Raw genomic sequence first — 14,949 nt, 5'->3', positions numbered from 1 at the left:
CCGGCGCAGCGCGCCCGGGCCGGGCGGCGGGGCGAGAGCCGCCTCGATGGGCCGACCTCAACCTCGGTCAGGCGGCCAGCGCCGCGAACGCGGCCTCCGCGCCGACCTTGCCGCGCACCACCGCGCCGTCCCGCCGCTCGAAGTCGACGTGGCCGGTGTGGAGCGACGCGTACAGCTCGCGGTAGAGCGCCGCCATGGACGCGGACACGCCGAACGACGTCAGGACCGGCTCCACCTGCTCGAGCGGCAGCGGCACCACATGCGCGTCCCTGCCGAGGAGGACCTTGCCGAGCGCGCTCGCGATCGCCTCGGGCGTGTAGTCCTCCGGCCCGGCGAGCTCGATGACCTGCCGGCCCGCCGGCCCGGCGAGGAGGCGCTCCGCCGCGACCCGGCCGATGTCCTCGGTCGCGACCATCGGGAAGGCGCGCCCGGGCTGGAGGAAGCTCGGGAGCACGCCGTCGCCCTTCACGGCCGCGAACACCGAGCGCCAGTTCTCGAGGAAATACGCAGGCCGGACGAACGTGATGTCCCGCGCCACGGCGGAGAGCCGCTCCTCGGCGTAGTGCACCGTCACGATCGGCCCCGTCCGCTCCGGGTGGTGCGCCCCCACCGACGAGAGGAACACGACATGAGGGACCGCGCTCGCCGCGACCGCGCGCGCCATCGCATCGACCTGCGACCTGCTCTCCCCGAGCGGGTCGGCCGACGCGATCGACGGCGGGCTCAGCAGGTAGACGCCCTTCACGCCCTCGAGCGCCCGCGTGACCGCCGCCACGTCGTCGAGCTGCGCGACCGCGACCTCGGCCCCCTTCGCCTTCCACGCCTGCCCCTTCGCGGCGTCGCGAACGATGACCCGCACCTTCTCCCCGGCGGCGAGGAGCTCACGCGCGACCACGGACCCGGTGTTCCCAGTAACTCCAGCGACAGCGAACATGGATGTCTCCCTTCGAGCGGTGATGCGCGGCCTCTCCCCCGCGGGAGCCTCGCCGCGCGCTCGATGTGAGGATGTTTTGCGCTTTCTCCGGTCAGTCATCCAATGCATGATTGTGATACGCATCATGACTGCGACGCATCTCTCCGGGCTCGACCTCAACCTGCTCGTCGCGCTGGACGCGCTCCTCCGCGAGGCGCACGTGACCCGCGCCGCCGCGCGGATCGGCCTCACCCAGTCGGCGATGAGCCGGTCGCTCGCGCGGCTGCGGGACGTGCTCGGCGACGCGCTGCTCGTGCGCACCGGCCGCGGGATGCGCCTCACGCCCCGCGCCGAGCGGCTCGCCCCGGCGCTCGGGCGCGTCCTCGCCGAGCTCGCCGCCGTCCTCGAGGACGCGCCCCGGTTCGATCCGCGCACGGCGGCGCGCACCTTCACGATGGTGATGCCCGACTTCGGCGAGGTGCTCCTCTTGCCGCCGCTGGTCGAGCGGCTGGCCCGCGAGGCGCCGGCCGTCGACGTCGACGCCCGGGGGGCCTCGGCGGATCCGTTCGGCGCGCTCGAGGCGGGGGAGCTCGATTTCGCGTTGCTGGCGCACCGGGCGACGAGGCCCGCCATCGTCTGGACACCGCTGTTCCCGGAGCGCTTCGTGTGCCTCGTCCGCGAGGGGAACCCGGCGGCCTCGCGCAAGCTGACGGTGGAGCAGTTCGCCGCGATACCGCAGGTGCTCGTGACGCCCGAGGGGAGGCCGGGTGGCGTGATCGACGATGTGCTCGCCGGGATGGGCCTGCGGCGCCGGGTGGCGGTCCGGGTGGCGAGCTTCATCGCCGCGCCGGAGATCGTGGCGAGCTCGGACCTGATGGTGACGCTGCCCGAGCGGATCGCCGCGAGGGCGCAGCGCTACCTGCCGCTGCGCGCGATGGAGCTCCCGTTCAAGCTGAAGGGGTTCACGATGTCGCTCGCGTGGCACGAGCGGATGCGGCAGGACCCAGGCCACGCCTGGTTCCGGGCGCTGGCCGTGTCGGTCGGGCAGGAGCTGAAGCGGAGGCGGGCGGGGTAGAGGGGCTAGCGGCGCGGGCGCGACGGGAGGGCGCCCGCGAGGCGCGGAGGCCGGACAGGGCCCGTCGCATCAATCCCGGATATAGACGCTGAGCCCCTGGAACCTCGCCACGCTGCCCTTGTTCACGAGCCTCGCCACGACCCGGATGGCGTCGCTCCCGCCGGCGGGGACGGCCATCGCGCAGCTGCTGTTCAGGTGGGTGGCGCTCGATCCGCACCCGGCGCCCCCCTCCAGCGCGAACCCGTCGCATGCCATCACGCCGACCGGCGCGCCTCCGCGGAGCAGGGTCACCTCGATCCGCACGTCGATAGGTGGCGAAGGAATCGCAACATGGCGCTCAGGCGATTCGTCCCCGAGGGACAACCCATCAGAACTTGCCTGAGACCGTGAGGCCCGCGGTGCCGTCGGGGCCCGAAGGTGCGACGCGAAGGCCGGCCCTGCGGAGGTCCTGCTGATAGGACTGCGCCGGATGATCGTCGGCCATGAGGGCGAACGACCACACCGAGTTGAGGAGACCGCTCGCCAGGCTCAGCACCCGCGTTTCCACCGGCAGATCGCCGTCCCATGCGGGCACGGTGGCGACGACCCCGCCGAGCGCGGCCGGGAGGTAGATGGCCCAGTTCGGGATCGCGGGCGCGGTGCCCAGCAGATCCCGCTCGATGCTCGCGATCTGCGCGCCTGACAGCCGCGCGCGCCACGCGGGCGTCGCCACAAGCGCGTGGTCGGCGCGGAGCCGGGAGACCGGCGTGTAGTCGGACAGCGCCAGGTTCAGACCGGCGAGGAAGCCGGACACGTAAAATCCAGCCGAGAGCGCGACGGGCGTCATCCTCGCGAGCCCGTCGTCTTCAAGGAGCGCGAACCCGAGCCAGAGGCTCCCTTGCGAGAGCAGCGCGGCGGTCCCCAGGGTGTGTCGCCGGTAGGTCTCCGGTACGGCGAGCCCGGCGAGGCCTCCGGCGAGGATCGTCGCGGAGCTGGCAGCGAAGGCGATGCGCAGCGGTGTATCGGTGGGCTGCGGCGCATCGGCGCTCCATGCCAGGCTCGACGCGAGGCCCGCCGCGCCGACGCCGCTGAAGAGGATGGGCGGCGCGATCGAGGAGGAATGCATCCTGATCGCGTCGGTGAAGTGCGGCGCCAGGAGCGCGGCGCGCTCGCGCCGCTGGGCGATGTCTTCCCGAGTCTCGCTCTCCTCCCACACAGGAGCGACCGGCTCCTGCGCCGCGGCGCTCCCTGGCAGCGAGAGGCTCGCCACCGCCGCTCCCACCAGGACCGCGTGGAGCACGTGGCGGATAGACCATGACGACCAGACCATACGAAGCCTCTCTGTTGAAGGTTCTCGTGTCGAACGAACTCGACACGTTCGACGAACCGAGCACACGAGTCATCTCCGGAGCGCCCTTGAGAGCACGTTCACGCCGGCGCGCCTGCTGGCCATCTGCTCTCGGTGAGGAGCGCCCCGTCACCCGTCGCCATGTGTCCGCGGGCGCCGTTCGATCACGGATTCGTCGCCGCGCCGAGGAGCGCGCGCACGCCCGAGGCGTGCGGGCTCGTCGGGCGCGAGGCGAGGAAGCGCTGGCCCAGGTCGGCCGCGCGGGCCCGATCCCCGAGGCGGAGCAGCGCCTCGATGCGGAGCACGGTGGCCTCTTCGCCCATCGCGCTCCGCGGGAACCTCCTGTCGTAGGCGTCGAGCTCCGAGAGGCACCCCGCCGCGTCGCCGGCGCCGAGGGTGTCACGCGCATGATCGATCATGGCGACCTGCTCGCCGAGCGCGTCGGTCGGCGCGACGGGCGCGGATCGCGCGCGCGGCATGGTGCTCTTCGAGCGCGGCGGGCTCGCGACGGGGGGCGCTGGGCTCGGCAGGGCGCTCGCCTGGAGCGGGAGCGGCGCGCGCGTCACAGGCCCGGAGGGAGTCGATGCGGGCGCGACGGGCGGTGCGCTTGCCGCCGGTGGCTCGCTGGGGACGGGCGGTGCGCTTGCCGCCGTCGGCTCGCTCGACGGTACCGCCGAGGAGGGAGGCGCAGCAGGGCGGAGGAGCGCGACGCCCGCGCCGATCATGCCGGCGCCGATCGCCGTCCCGAGGCCCCACTTCGCGAGCGACAGCAGCTTGCCGGTGGCCGCCTTGGGCGCGGCGGGCGCGGCGGGCGCGGCGGGCGCGGCGGGCGCAGCGCTCGTCCCCGCAGCGAGCCCGGCGATGGCGAGAGCGCGCGCGCGCGCCGACGAAGGCGGCGACTCGTGCTTCCACGAGCGGAGCAGCGTGCGCTCGAACCCGGTCGACTCCTCTTCTCCGAGCCGCTTCGGATCGGTCATCGGTTGCCTCCCCCATGCAGCGCCCTCGCCTGAATGCGCCTCGCGATCGCGCGAAATTCCTCGCGCGCGCGCCGGAGGCGGGACGCGACGGTGCCCTTCGCGAGCTCGAGCATCACGGCGATCTCCTCCGTCGGGACGCCCTCGAGCTCGAAGAGGACGAAGACGACGCGAACGTCCTCCTCCATCGCGTCGAGCACCTCGTCGAGCAGCGCGCGCGCCTGCTTCATCTCCATGAGCTGCTCCGGGTTCGGCGCGTCGTCGGCCGCGACCGCCATCGCGTCGTCATCGCAGAACTCGCGCCGGCGCGCCCCGGCGCGGCGCGCGTTCGCCGCGACCCCCAGCGCCGTCCCGAAGAGGAAGGAGCGCTCGCGGCCGGGCGCGATCTCGCCGAGCTTCTGATGCGCGATCAGGAAGACGTGCTGCGCGGCGTCGTCGGCCGATCCGGCGGGCACGCCGAGCCCGCGCAGCGAGCGCCAGATGAAGTCGAAATGCGCGTCGACCAGCGCGCGGTAGCGCTCCGCGGAGGGCGACGGCGCGACCCGCTCGGTGCGCTCCGCGTGCGCCGTCACTGCCGCGTCGCGCGCGACCTCCGCGCGGGGAGGGGGGCCGGATCGCGTCGCGCTGATCATCGTCTTCTGCCGCTATGTTCGCAGGCGAGCGCCGAGATCACGGAATCGTCACGCCTAGCCCGAGCGCGGAGACGACTTCGAGCGGCGGCGGGCGGGCGACGACGTCGGCGCCCTGGACGAGGATTCCGTCGCGCAGCAGCGGCATCCGCACCCCGGCCTCGACGTCGAGCACGAACGGACCCCAGAGCGGCAGTCGCGCGCGCACCGGCAGGGCGATCGCGAGCCACCCGCGCGTCACGCTGCGCACCGGGGCGACGCCTCGACGGCTCGCCGCGAGGAGGCCGCCCTCGACGCTCGCGCAAGGGGCCAGGTGCAGGGCGCCGACCGTCGCGCCGAGCGGACACGCGTCGGCGGCGAGGGCCACAAGAAGAAACGATGCCGAGCCGCCCGCCGCGGGGATGTCGGAGGCCGTCTCGAGGCCTGCGCCGAAGCGCAGCGGGCCGACGCCGCGGTCCATCGCGCCGACGGGGGGCTCCGCGAAGATGCGCGCGCCGAAGGAGGGCGTGCCGATCCTCTCGCCAAGAAGGAACTGCGCGCCGAGCGTCAGGTGCGTCGCGGCGTCCGACGCGGGCGCGGGCGCGGGCGCGGGTGGCCGCGTCCGCGCGCTACCGGCAGGCGGGGGCGGCGCGGGCGGGCGAGCCGGCCCGCTACCGGCGGGCCGGGGCGGCGCGGAGGCGGTGCTCGCGGATGCGGCAGCGACGGGGGCGGCGACCGCGGCGGGCGCGTCCGCGGTCTGGGCGTCGATGGCGAGCGCGGTCACCACCGCGAGCGCGGCGACGACATCGTCGCAGGTGTCCCCCGCGACATCGCGGTCGGATGCCGTCCCGTCCGCCCCACGTACGCCGAGGCGCCCGGTGAAGCGGCCATCGAGCTTTTCGATGCTCACGACGTACGCGCTCGCCGCGTCCGCTTCCTCGAGGGCCCGGCGGAGGCGAGCGCTGACGCGCGCCCGAAAATCCGCCTCCGTCGGGCATCCAGCCTCCGCGCGATACTCGATGCGCAAGGGGGCGGCGGTCGGCTGAGCGCGCGCGACCGCGCCGCCCGCAAGCACCGCCGAGACCATGAAGAGCCGCGCCGCGGCGGAGCGTGACCTCACCTTGAGGCCAGTGTCGCGCCGCGGCGCCTGGAGCGCTACTCCCTCGGTGCAGCCGCCTCGAGAGCCGGGGCGTCTGCGGCAACCGATGTCCTGGCGCGCCACGGGGTACCCGCGCTGCCGGTGTCGCCGTGAGTCAGCGCCTCCCAGGTGATCTGCACGTTGGTCACGTCCCTGCTATTGCCGGACTGGCTCCGGATGCGATCGCGCACCTTGCGGCTCTGGGGCATGCTCTGGCCCTTGCGCCCCACATGATGATTGTACGCGAGCTCCCAGACCGGGACATCGTGCGTCTCCAGCTGGCCGCCACACAGCGAGTCCTCGACCTCGACCTCGGTCATCGACGGAAACTGGTTCAGACACTTTGCCGTGTACTCGAAGCGGCAGATCCCGCGCATCCCGCGCCCCCGCAAACGCCTTCTGACGTTGTGTCGATGGCGCTCGTGCACGAGATGGAAGCAGCGGTGACCGCGAGCAAGATAAGAACGTGACGCATGCAAAGAGTATATGAACAGCGCGGGTCAGCGCTGGAGACAATGCGCGCAGCTGCGTCGTCTTTGCTGCAATTCAAGTGTAAATTTTTGCGTCTGGCAATCGAGTCGTTCTTGTGGGTGATACTGGCGTGCTCGTGATCTTCGCTTACGGGACCGGTCAGATCCATCGCCGCATCCATCCGGCGCGCCCGGATGTCCTGCGCGCTCTGGCCTCGTACGCCGGCGCGGCGGCGCCCAGGCCGCTCGCTGCGGCGAGGATCGTGCGCGCGCGTCGTGGTGGAGCGAGCGCGTGGTAGGGTCGCGGCCCCGTGCACCCTACCTCTGACGAAAAGCAGCGCGCTCCCGGCGAGGAGCAGCCCGCCTCCGACGAAAAGCAGCGCGCTCCCGGCGAGGAGCAGCCCGCTGCCACCCTGAGCCGCGAACCCGGGACCTCCCCTCGCGCGTGGCGTCGGTGGTCATGGGTCGTGCCCTGCGCCGTGTTCGGGGCGATCCTGGCCATGTCGCGCCCCTTCGTGGTCAACCAGAACACGTACCTCGTGCACGCGGCGCGGCGCTCCGGCGCCTTCCCGCAGCTCGAGGCGGACTGGTTCGCGCACACGACGGATCCGACGCCGTTCTTCACGTGGCTCGCGTCCCACCTGCTCTCGATCGTGGGCACCGGCGGCCTGCTCGCGCTGAACGCCCTGCTCGGCGCCGCGTGCCTCGCAGGCCTCGTGTTCGCGGCCGAAGCGCTGCTGCCGGACGCCGCGCCGCGCGCGCCGCGGTGGGCCGTCGCCTGCGCGCTCGCGGCCGCGTGGCTCGCGGGTCCGTGGCGCGAGGTCACCTTCGAGGGGGTCGCGGGTCAGTACGTGCTCCGCGATTTCCTTCAGCCCTCGAACTTCGGCGTCCTCCTGCTGTGCGGCCTCGCCCTGTGGCTCCACGGGCGCCCGCGCGCCGGCGCCGCGGTCGCCGCGCTGGCGGCGCTCATGCACCCGACCTACGCGCCCTCGGTGCTGCTCATCGTCGGCACGGCGCTCGTGCTCGATCGCGGCACGCCGTGGCGGCGGCGGGCGATCCTGGCCGCGCTCACGGCGGCCTTGCTCGCGCCCCCGCTGATCTGGACGGCCACGCAGTTCGCGCCCTCCGACGCCGGGACGTTCCACGCGGCGCAGAAGCTCATCGCCGACGGCCGCATCCCGCACCACTCTGCCCCCCAGCGCTGGCTCGACGCCGACGTCCTCTACCGCGCGCTGATCGTCGCGGCCGCGATCCTGCTCGCGAGGCGGTCGGGCAAGCTGCGCCTCGGCGCGTTCGCCGGCGTCTGCGTGCTCGGCACGCTCGCGGCGGTCGCGCTCCCCCAGCTGTACACGCTCCGGCTCGCGTTCCCGTGGCGCATCTCCACGTGGCTGGTCCCGCTCTGCACCGCCGTGCTGTGCGCGGCGCTCCTCGGCCGCGTGACGCGCCTCGTGCCGCCCCGCGTGCCGCGCCTCGTCGCGCCGGGCATCCTCGGGGTCGTCTGGCTGGTCGCGATGGGCGCGGCCGTGGACAGCGGCCTCCGGCGCATGCGCCGACCGACGGGCCCGGGCGTGGCGCTGGCCCTCGAGGCGCAGCGCCGCGGCGCGGTCACGGACGTGGTCCTCAGCCCCCCGGGCTTTGAGTGGGAGCACCTGCGCCTCAATGCGCCGGTCGCGCTCTTCGCGGACTGGAAGTCGCACCCGTACGCCGACCGGGAGGTGCTCGAGTGGGACCGCCGCATCAAGCTCCTCCGCAAGCTCTACCCGCGCCGAGGCCGCCTGCAGTGCAGCGCGCTGGCGCCGATCCTCGCGAGCGCGCCCGCCCCGCGCTGGGTCCTCGTACCGAAGGGCTCCTCGATGTCGTGCCCTGGCGTCGAGCTCGCAACAAGCGACCGTGACGGGAGCCTCTATCGCATCGTCGAGCCGTCCCCGAGGAGCAGCAGGCCGCATTGACGAGGCGCCCGGATAGGACAGATGCGGAGCGCCGCAGAGGCCGAGCCACGTCGGCGCGGTCCGCTAACGTCTGGCCGGTGTGCCGTCGCGCGAAGCGCGGTCGGTTCCAGCGGCTTGCTGGGCAGGTGTAGTCCCTCCCGCTCATCATTTGATTCGGTTCCGCCAATAGCCAGGCCTTCGACTCGTGTGGCCAAACGCCAGCACGAGGACATGCTCGTCCCGGATGACGAAGTAGGCCACGTACGGGAACCGTGTGAACAGGAACCGGCGGACGATCTTGCTGCCCGGAACGAGAGGCCATGTGGTCGGGCTCGCCGCGATCGCATTCAGTACGCGATCGCCTCGGCCAGCAGATCGTCACCGAGTTCCTCTCGCTCCTGCTCATACCAGTCCGCGGCGGCGGCAAGTTCGGCATCCGCCTCGTCGAGAACGACGACCCTCATTTGCGGTTCGTGCGGAGACGCCCGGCGAGCCGCTCCCGAACAGCGTCCCAGGGCTCCACCTTCGCTGTGCCGCGGTCGACGTCCTGCAGACGTCGCTCAACCTCGGCGAGCCAGGCAGCCTCAACGTCCTCGTCCGCGGGTCCGTCGAGGCTGGCGATCAAGCGCTTCGCGACGTCTGCTCGCTCCTCCGGCGGAAGTTGCAGGGCCTCGGCGAGCACGGCATTCCTGGACGACATGTCGGAATTATAGCAGGATTTGGCCCATGGGCATCCCCGACGATCGGACGGGGCAGTCTGGGTGCTGACGGCATCCGCGAGACGCGTCATGAGTGGGCTCCGCTGCCCGTTCAACCAGCGCCCCGTTCTTGTGCCGTCGCCGTACATGCCCATGGTGCCGCGACGTCCTTGGTGTCAGTGCAACGCGAACCTCTGCGGCTCGGCTGCCCAACGCTCGGATGAGCCGCGGCGCGAAGCTCCGTCGGATCCATGCGGATGTTGGGTGGTCTGTCGCCGCGACGAGGCATGTTGGTGCTCCTGGTCACCGGCGTCTCGAGCCGCTGGAGCGCGGTGTGGGCTCCGTCGTTCGAGTCGAGCGGTGACGAGATCGGTTCAGCGCCCTCAAGAGGCTTGGCGGTGGGAACTCCGGAAGGGCCGCGCCGTGAGCAATGACTTGCGCGATGATCCACGCCAAGCCCTGGCAGAGCACGCCATTAGATGCAACCTCTTGAATTGCCTTGAGGGTCCTGGCGTCGGGTCCAAACGGGTCGCTGATCCGTCGGGGCGGCGGAATGCCCGTTCGGTCATGGAGCCCGAAGAGGAAGGTACAGAGGAAGCAGGGCCTGACCCCGGCCGCGTGCGCCGGAGCGGTGGTCACCGGGTCAGCGTAGGGTGTCCGCGCGAGCAGCGGGCTCGCCCGCCTCCTCGGCGCGCCTTCTCCCCACGAGCTCCGCACGGATCACCCGCGGCGGGCGCTCGAACCAGCGGTAGCAGCTTCGCGTGAACGCCGACTGCTCGCTGTAGTCGAGCAACGACGCGATGTGCGAGAGGGGCAGACCTCCCTGCGCCAGGTAGCGATGTGCAAGCTCCGCGCGGGCCTCGTCCTTGATCTTCTCGAAGCTCGTACCGTCGGCTTGCAACTGGCGCTGCAGCGTGCGCGGGTGCATCCCCAGCGCCGAGGCGACGTCGGCGCTGGCGCTGTACCCGGTTCCCAGTGACCGCAGCACCACCTCGCGAACCCGCGCCGCGAGGGGCGTTTGCTGCGCGCCGAACTGAGACTCGAGATAGTGCACCGCGAGCTCGCGCAGCTCGCGGCGGCCGGAGGAGATGCGCAAGGAGAGGTCGACTGCGTCGATCTCGAGCGCCGCGACATCACGCTCGAAGACGACCGGCACCCCGAAGTGCGCTCGATAGGCGGCGATCGGTGCGCAGCGCGCGTGAGGGAGCCACACGCGCCTCAAGTGAAGGCGCCCCTCCGAGAGCAACGCGCCGACGCGCGCTGCGAACGCGACGGTCATCTCCGTGTCCTGAACGGTCGATTGCGGGCGTTCCAGCCGGATCTCGTATGCCAGCAGCACGCGACCGTCGCGCTCGGCGGGTCGCGTCGAGAACGCAACCGCCGGGCTGTGCGTGAACAAATACCGCGACGCACACGCCAAGGCGTCGCCGACGGTGACGCTGTTCTGTACGGCGATCGCCAGCGGACCGAGGATGCCGATGTCGTGCCGCGCGGCGAGGCGCAGGCCGAAGTCAGGGCAGCGGAGCGCGCGCGCGGCGTCCTCGAGCAGACGGAACACGGACGCGATCGGAACGAGGTTCCTGGGGTCGTCGAACGCGTCGGTCCGGATGCGCGCTCGCGAAAGGAGCGTCCCGGCATCTCCGCCGAGCTCGGCCACGAGGCTCCGGAAACCGCGGATGGCTTCCACGCTGACGACCGACATCGGACCTCCCTCGGGCCCCACCGCCGGGAGCCGTCATGTCGCCAAATGATAAAATAATGTCGCTCGATGTCAAGATGAGGCCGGGTCGGAGTGGCAAAGAATGACGTGCACCATCTCAGCCCCGACAGGGCGAGGAAAGAGAGCTGTCTATGAGAAATCCATATCTATCCGGCCTTTTCGCCCCAGTGCGCGACGAGGACGATTTCGAGCTTTCGATCGCCGGCGAGATCCCGCGGGAGATCGCCGGCGTCTATTATCGCAACGGCCCGAACCCGCAGTTCGAGCCGCGGGGCGATTACCATCTGTTCATCGGCGATGGAATGGTTCACGCCTTCTCGATCGCGGACGGCGCGGTCCGCTATCGCAATCGCTTCGTCCGCACGCCCCGCTGGGAAGCTGAACACGCCGCCGGACGCGCGCTCTTCGGGTCGATGGACGATCCTGGCAATACAGACCCCTCCGTCGCCGGGATCGATCCGGGCGTGGCGAACACAAACATCGTCTGGCACGGGAACAAGCTGCTCGCGATGGCGGAAGGCAGCCGCCCCTTCGAGCTTGACCCCGATACGCTCGCCCCGCGCGGGTATCTCGACGCTTACCGCGGCAATGTCACCGCCCACCCGAAGCTTGATGCGGCGACAAAGGAGATGGTCTGGTTCGCCCACGGGGTCGGCGAAGCGCCGTTCTCACGGACCATGTCCTACGGCGTCACCAGCGGCGCGGGTGCGGTCGCGCGTCGCGACAACTTTGAGGCCCCCTACTGCAGCCTCGCCCACGACTTCGTGATCACGCAGAACTATGTCCTCTTCCCCGTGCTTCCCGTGGTTGGTGATCTCGACCGCGTCATGCGGGGTGGCCCAGCGTACGCCTGGGAGCCAGATCGGCCGACCTGCGTCGGCGTCCTGCCCCGTAACGCCGAGATCGGGGCGATGCGGTGGTTCAGCTGCGAAGCCCGGCACTTCTACCACCCCATGAACGCGTGGGAGGAGGGCGACACCCTGTACGCGGATCTGATGGAATTTCCGCGCGCGCCGCTCATTCCAGGCGTCGACGGCCAGCTGGGCGCCTATCCGGCCGCCAGATTCGTCCGCTGGCGCATCGACCTGTCCGGGGCCACGAACACGATTGGCCGCCAGGAGCTGGACGACCTCAGCGGCGAGCTGCCACGCTTCGACGAACGCTACACTGGCCGCCCGTACCGACATGGCTGGTATCTGGCCGACACGCGGGCCAAGGGCTTCGTCCATTTCGACACCCTGGTTCACCTTGATCTGCGGACGGGTGCTCGGTCGACCTACGAGGTGGGGCCGTGGGATTCTCTGGGCGAACCTCTCTTCATCCCGCGTAGCGCCAGCAGTCGCGAAGGGGATGGATGGGTCATCGCCCTCGCCCGCCGCGGCGAGAGCCAGTACAGCGAACTGCTGGTCTTTGACGCGATCGACATCAGGAAAGGGCCAATCGGCACGGCGAAGGTTCCGCGACTGGTGCCGATGGGCTTCCATGGGAACTGGCGCCCTGCCTGATGCGGGCTCGAGTCGAGGTTCGCCCACAGCGCTCGCGGGCAGTGCTCGTCGCCGGCCTCGCGCCTGACCGCTGTCAGGCCACGATGCCGGCGACCGGATCTCCCCGTCGGAGAGGAACTCGCAGAGCGCGGCTTTCTGGTTGTGCAGATAGACCAGCCCTTCGCGCAAAGGCGCATGCTCCGGGACGACCAGCCGCTCTGCGTGCCGTCATCGAGGCGTTCCGCTACAAAAGGGGCGGTCCCTGGCGCTCCCTCCGCGCCGGCTTCATGGGCTCTTCCTGAGCTTGTGCAAGATGATGGTGTTGCCTTCGGTGTCTTGCATGACCGCCATGCGGCACACCGGCGATTGCACGTCGTCGGCCATGAACTCCACGCCTTCGCTCTTGAGCCGCGCGACGAGCACGTCCAGGTCTTCGACCTCGAACGCGATGCTCGCGCCGCCCGGAGCGGCAGCGGACTTCGGATCGGGGTGATTGAACAGCGCCAGGCAGCCGCCGCCCGGCAGGTCATATTCGGTCCACACCCCGTTGTCCGAGTGGCTGCCCACGCGCAGGCCGAGCGTGCCTTCGTAAAAAGCGCGAGCGCGCGGCGTGTCCTTCACCGGAAACATCGTAAATGCCACTTTTTTCAGCATAAAGCCCTCCAATGCGTCGTGGACCGGCAGGCTACCCACCGCCAGGCTACCGGCTCCACTTCGCAGAAGATATCAGATCGCAACGTCGGTGAGGCCCGCGGACGTGAGCGCGCTCAGGAGCAGGAGGAGGCGGAGCGCCCCGCGAGCGGCCCGAGGTGGGCAGCGGCCCGCGAGGCGCGTCGCGCGGCGGCGTCAGGGCTGGGTGGCGCCCTGGCCTTCTCCCTCGTCGCTGCCGGCGAGATCCGGGCACTTTTGCGAGATCAGATCGCACGCCGGGATGGCCGCCTCCAGCTCGGTCTCGGTGGAAGCGCACGTGAGCGCCCGGACCTGCGTGACGTGCGCGAGCAGGCACGCCTCGTATTCGGCCACGGTCGCGGTGCAGCCCGTGCGCGCTTCGGCCGGCGGCAGACAGCTCTCCGCAGGCGCCGGGGCCTCGTCCGCCCGCGGCTGCTGGGTCTCGGCCATGCACTTCTCCTTCACCACGCTGCACACGCCTCCGACCGTGGACCACAGCATGCCGACGAACTCACAGGTGTCCTCCTTGGAGAGCGAGAGGCTCGGTGTGAGCGACTGGCACGTGGACTCGACATCTGTGGTCGTGAGGTCCTTGAGCTGCTTGCTGCTCACATCGGCGGGTATCGGAGCGGCCGCAACGTCCTTGCCGCCCCAGAGGACGAGCGACAGGAAGGCCGAGAGTGCTCCGAAGCGAATCAGTCGGTTCATTCGTTCTCTCCCTTGTAATTGCGGCTGTCTCCAGCCGCGGAGGGGCTCGGGAGCAACCGACGTACCGGGGGCCCCGTTGTGCACGATGGGAGCGCGCGCGCCCAGCGCGGCAGGGCGGGCGGCGACGGAGGTCCATTCGCCCTCCAAGCTTCCCGTCTTCCTCGTCGGGCGCTCTGGCGAGATCCCATGAGATCCACCTTGCCGGCCTGGAAACCCGCGCGCGCTGGCCGGGCGGGCAGGATGGGTACAGGGCTGCTCGCCTCCTGGAGAGGGACAGAACACCGGGGACGGCCCGGGAGGAGAAGAGATTGAGCCGCCAAGGCGCCAAGGGCGCAAAGAAGCGAATTTCTGGGCTCTGTTGGCGTCCTTGGTCTTGACGGTTTCAACTCCGGTCGCTGTAGCCGGTGAGGCCGAGCGCCGCGCCGGAGCGACGGAGGGCCCGGGCGCCGGCCGTCAGGCGAGCTCGCGCTCGCCGCCCGGATACACGAAGGAGTCGCGGGGCGAGTACCACGAGGCGCTCTTCACCACCTGGATCGGGCTCCCGGGGCGCAGGGCATACACCGGATGATCCTTCGCGAGGAACTCGACGGACAGGAGCTCGTACGGATCGGCCATGTCCGCGATGTAGGGGTAGTTGCCGGCGACGAGCCGATCCCCGATCTTCGTCACGTAGGTGAGGTGGCCGCGCGCGACCACGCCGATCTTGTTGCCGACGTGCGCCCGCGTCCGGAGGATGGGCACGCCGTCCACCGAGGTCGTCGCCACGAGCTCCCTGCCGTGCAGCTCGAGCGTCGTCGACCCGGGCGACGCCGGCACGCCGCGCTCGCTCACGTACCGGCGCACCGCGTCGGAAGAGTTGAAGTAGTGCGTGAAGAAGCGGGCCGGGCCCGCGCCGTCCGGCGTCGTGTGATCCGCGAGATCCAGCCCCAGGTAGGTGAGCGAATACTCTCCGAAGCCGGAGGTCTGCTCCGGCTTGTCGACCACGTACTGGTTCATGTAAATGGCCCTGTTCGCGGCGGGCCTGAGTCCGTTCGGCAAGAGCGCCGCGGCGGCGTCCGGATCGGCCGGTACCCAGCTCGAATAGAGCATCCGGCTATCGATGACCATCTGCGGCGCGGCGAGCTTCGACTCCGACATGGTGCTGTCTTTCTCCCCCCAGGAAGGACGAGCACTATCACAACCCGCCGCCCGGCGATCCGCGGCGGCCAGGGGAGAATACGGAGACCGGTATCGTCGA

Annotated in this window: 16 protein-coding genes; 4 read left to right on the top strand and 12 right to left on the bottom strand. The window is 70.9% G+C overall.

Annotation, left to right across the window (positions count from 1 at the left end; translation table 11 throughout):
* Positions 1–67 precede the first annotated feature (67 nt).
* Positions 68–934 carry an NmrA family NAD(P)-binding protein gene (locus WMF36_RS34925; RefSeq protein ID WP_437575133.1) on the bottom strand — a complete coding sequence of 289 codons (867 nt, stop codon included), beginning with the start codon at positions 932–934 and terminating at the stop codon, positions 68–70.
* A 124-nt stretch (positions 935–1,058) separates the two neighbouring features.
* Here WMF36_RS34925 and WMF36_RS34920 point away from each other — a divergent pair, with 124 nt between their 5' ends.
* Positions 1,059–1,988, top strand: coding sequence for a LysR family transcriptional regulator (locus WMF36_RS34920; protein ID WP_437575132.1), 930 nt, complete (start codon positions 1,059–1,061; stop codon positions 1,986–1,988).
* 69 nt (positions 1,989–2,057) lie between these two features.
* Here WMF36_RS34920 and WMF36_RS34915 read toward each other — a convergent pair whose 3' ends face one another.
* From WMF36_RS34915 to WMF36_RS34890, 6 genes are all read right to left on the bottom strand, one after another.
* Positions 2,058–2,291, bottom strand: coding sequence for a hypothetical protein (locus WMF36_RS34915; protein WP_437575131.1), 234 nt, complete (start codon positions 2,289–2,291; stop codon positions 2,058–2,060).
* Positions 2,292–2,355: 64 nt separating this feature from the next.
* Positions 2,356–3,297 (bottom strand): hypothetical protein, encoded by a 942-nt coding sequence (locus WMF36_RS34910; protein WP_437575130.1) that lies wholly within the window; start codon positions 3,295–3,297, stop codon positions 2,356–2,358.
* Positions 3,298–3,479: 182 nt separating this feature from the next.
* Positions 3,480–4,292 (bottom strand): hypothetical protein, encoded by an 813-nt coding sequence (locus tag WMF36_RS34905; protein WP_437575129.1) that lies wholly within the window; start codon positions 4,290–4,292, stop codon positions 3,480–3,482.
* Positions 4,289–4,921, bottom strand: a complete 633-nt coding sequence (locus WMF36_RS34900) for an RNA polymerase sigma factor (protein ID WP_437575128.1) — start codon at positions 4,919–4,921, stop codon at positions 4,289–4,291. The genes WMF36_RS34905 and WMF36_RS34900 overlap by 4 nt, the downstream gene beginning before the upstream one ends.
* Positions 4,922–4,958: 37 nt before the next feature.
* Positions 4,959–6,017, bottom strand: coding sequence for a hypothetical protein (locus tag WMF36_RS34895; RefSeq protein WP_437575127.1), 1,059 nt, complete (start codon positions 6,015–6,017; stop codon positions 4,959–4,961).
* A 35-nt stretch (positions 6,018–6,052) separates the two neighbouring features.
* Complete coding sequence (locus WMF36_RS34890; protein WP_437575126.1) at positions 6,053–6,412, bottom strand: hypothetical protein; 360 nt, start codon at positions 6,410–6,412, stop codon at positions 6,053–6,055.
* Between the two features lie 209 nt (positions 6,413–6,621).
* Here WMF36_RS34890 and WMF36_RS34885 point away from each other — a divergent pair, with 209 nt between their 5' ends.
* Positions 6,622–6,804: a hypothetical protein gene (locus tag WMF36_RS34885; protein WP_437575125.1), complete on the top strand. Its 183-nt coding sequence runs from the start codon at positions 6,622–6,624 to the stop codon at positions 6,802–6,804.
* A 12-nt stretch (positions 6,805–6,816) separates the two neighbouring features.
* Positions 6,817–8,454 carry a DUF6798 domain-containing protein gene (locus WMF36_RS34880; RefSeq protein WP_437575124.1) on the top strand — a complete coding sequence of 546 codons (1,638 nt, stop codon included), beginning with the start codon at positions 6,817–6,819 and terminating at the stop codon, positions 8,452–8,454.
* Between the two features lie 439 nt (positions 8,455–8,893).
* Here the strand turns inward: WMF36_RS34880 and WMF36_RS34875 are convergent, their stop codons facing one another.
* Together WMF36_RS34875 and WMF36_RS34870 are read right to left on the bottom strand one after the other, a co-directional pair.
* Positions 8,894–9,133: an addiction module protein gene (locus tag WMF36_RS34875; protein WP_437575123.1), complete on the bottom strand. Its 240-nt coding sequence runs from the start codon at positions 9,131–9,133 to the stop codon at positions 8,894–8,896.
* A gap of 641 nt (positions 9,134–9,774) precedes the next feature.
* The gene (locus WMF36_RS34870; RefSeq protein WP_437575122.1) at positions 9,775–10,833 is read right to left on the bottom strand and encodes an AraC family transcriptional regulator ligand-binding domain-containing protein; all 1,059 of its coding nucleotides are present in this window, start codon (positions 10,831–10,833) and stop codon (positions 9,775–9,777) included.
* A 185-nt stretch (positions 10,834–11,018) separates the two neighbouring features.
* Here WMF36_RS34870 and WMF36_RS34865 point away from each other — a divergent pair, with 185 nt between their 5' ends.
* Complete coding sequence (locus WMF36_RS34865; RefSeq protein ID WP_437575121.1) at positions 11,019–12,356, top strand: carotenoid oxygenase family protein; 1,338 nt, start codon at positions 11,019–11,021, stop codon at positions 12,354–12,356.
* A 264-nt stretch (positions 12,357–12,620) separates the two neighbouring features.
* Here WMF36_RS34865 and WMF36_RS34860 read toward each other — a convergent pair whose 3' ends face one another.
* The 3 genes from WMF36_RS34860 to WMF36_RS34850 form a co-directional block, all read right to left on the bottom strand.
* Complete coding sequence (locus WMF36_RS34860; RefSeq protein WP_437575120.1) at positions 12,621–12,989, bottom strand: VOC family protein; 369 nt, start codon at positions 12,987–12,989, stop codon at positions 12,621–12,623.
* Between the two features lie 192 nt (positions 12,990–13,181).
* The gene (locus WMF36_RS34855) at positions 13,182–13,712 is read right to left on the bottom strand and encodes a hypothetical protein (RefSeq protein ID WP_437575119.1); all 531 of its coding nucleotides are present in this window, start codon (positions 13,710–13,712) and stop codon (positions 13,182–13,184) included.
* 453 nt (positions 13,713–14,165) lie between these two features.
* Positions 14,166–14,849 (bottom strand): hypothetical protein, encoded by a 684-nt coding sequence (locus WMF36_RS34850; protein ID WP_437575118.1) that lies wholly within the window; start codon positions 14,847–14,849, stop codon positions 14,166–14,168.
* Positions 14,850–14,949 lie beyond the last annotated feature (100 nt).

Origin of the sequence: Sorangium sp. So ce887 (genome assembly GCF_051521455.1) — a bacterium.
In the GTDB taxonomy this organism is placed as follows: Bacteria; Myxococcota_A; Polyangia; order Polyangiales; family Polyangiaceae; genus Sorangium.
Note: the sequence above shows the minus strand (reverse complement) of the source record. Positions and strands in the feature narration are given on the sequence as shown.

Coding starts and splice junctions, on each gene's coding strand:
- WMF36_RS34925 (WP_437575133.1), bottom strand. CDS start 934: ATGTTCGCTGTCGCTGGAGTTACTGGGAACACCGGGTCCGTGGTCGCG.
- WMF36_RS34920 (WP_437575132.1), top strand. CDS start 1,059: ATGACTGCGACGCATCTCTCCGGGCTCGACCTCAACCTGCTCGTCGCG.
- WMF36_RS34910 (WP_437575130.1), bottom strand. CDS start 3,297: ATGGTCTGGTCGTCATGGTCTATCCGCCACGTGCTCCACGCGGTCCTG.
- WMF36_RS34905 (WP_437575129.1), bottom strand. CDS start 4,292: ATGACCGATCCGAAGCGGCTCGGAGAAGAGGAGTCGACCGGGTTCGAG.
- WMF36_RS34900 (WP_437575128.1), bottom strand. CDS start 4,921: ATGATCAGCGCGACGCGATCCGGCCCCCCTCCCCGCGCGGAGGTCGCG.
- WMF36_RS34890 (WP_437575126.1), bottom strand. CDS start 6,412: ATGCGCGGGATCTGCCGCTTCGAGTACACGGCAAAGTGTCTGAACCAG.
- WMF36_RS34875 (WP_437575123.1), bottom strand. CDS start 9,133: ATGTCGTCCAGGAATGCCGTGCTCGCCGAGGCCCTGCAACTTCCGCCG.
- WMF36_RS34870 (WP_437575122.1), bottom strand. CDS start 10,833: ATGTCGGTCGTCAGCGTGGAAGCCATCCGCGGTTTCCGGAGCCTCGTG.
- WMF36_RS34860 (WP_437575120.1), bottom strand. CDS start 12,989: ATGCTGAAAAAAGTGGCATTTACGATGTTTCCGGTGAAGGACACGCCG.
- WMF36_RS34855 (WP_437575119.1), bottom strand. CDS start 13,712: ATGAACCGACTGATTCGCTTCGGAGCACTCTCGGCCTTCCTGTCGCTC.
- WMF36_RS34850 (WP_437575118.1), bottom strand. CDS start 14,849: ATGTCGGAGTCGAAGCTCGCCGCGCCGCAGATGGTCATCGATAGCCGG.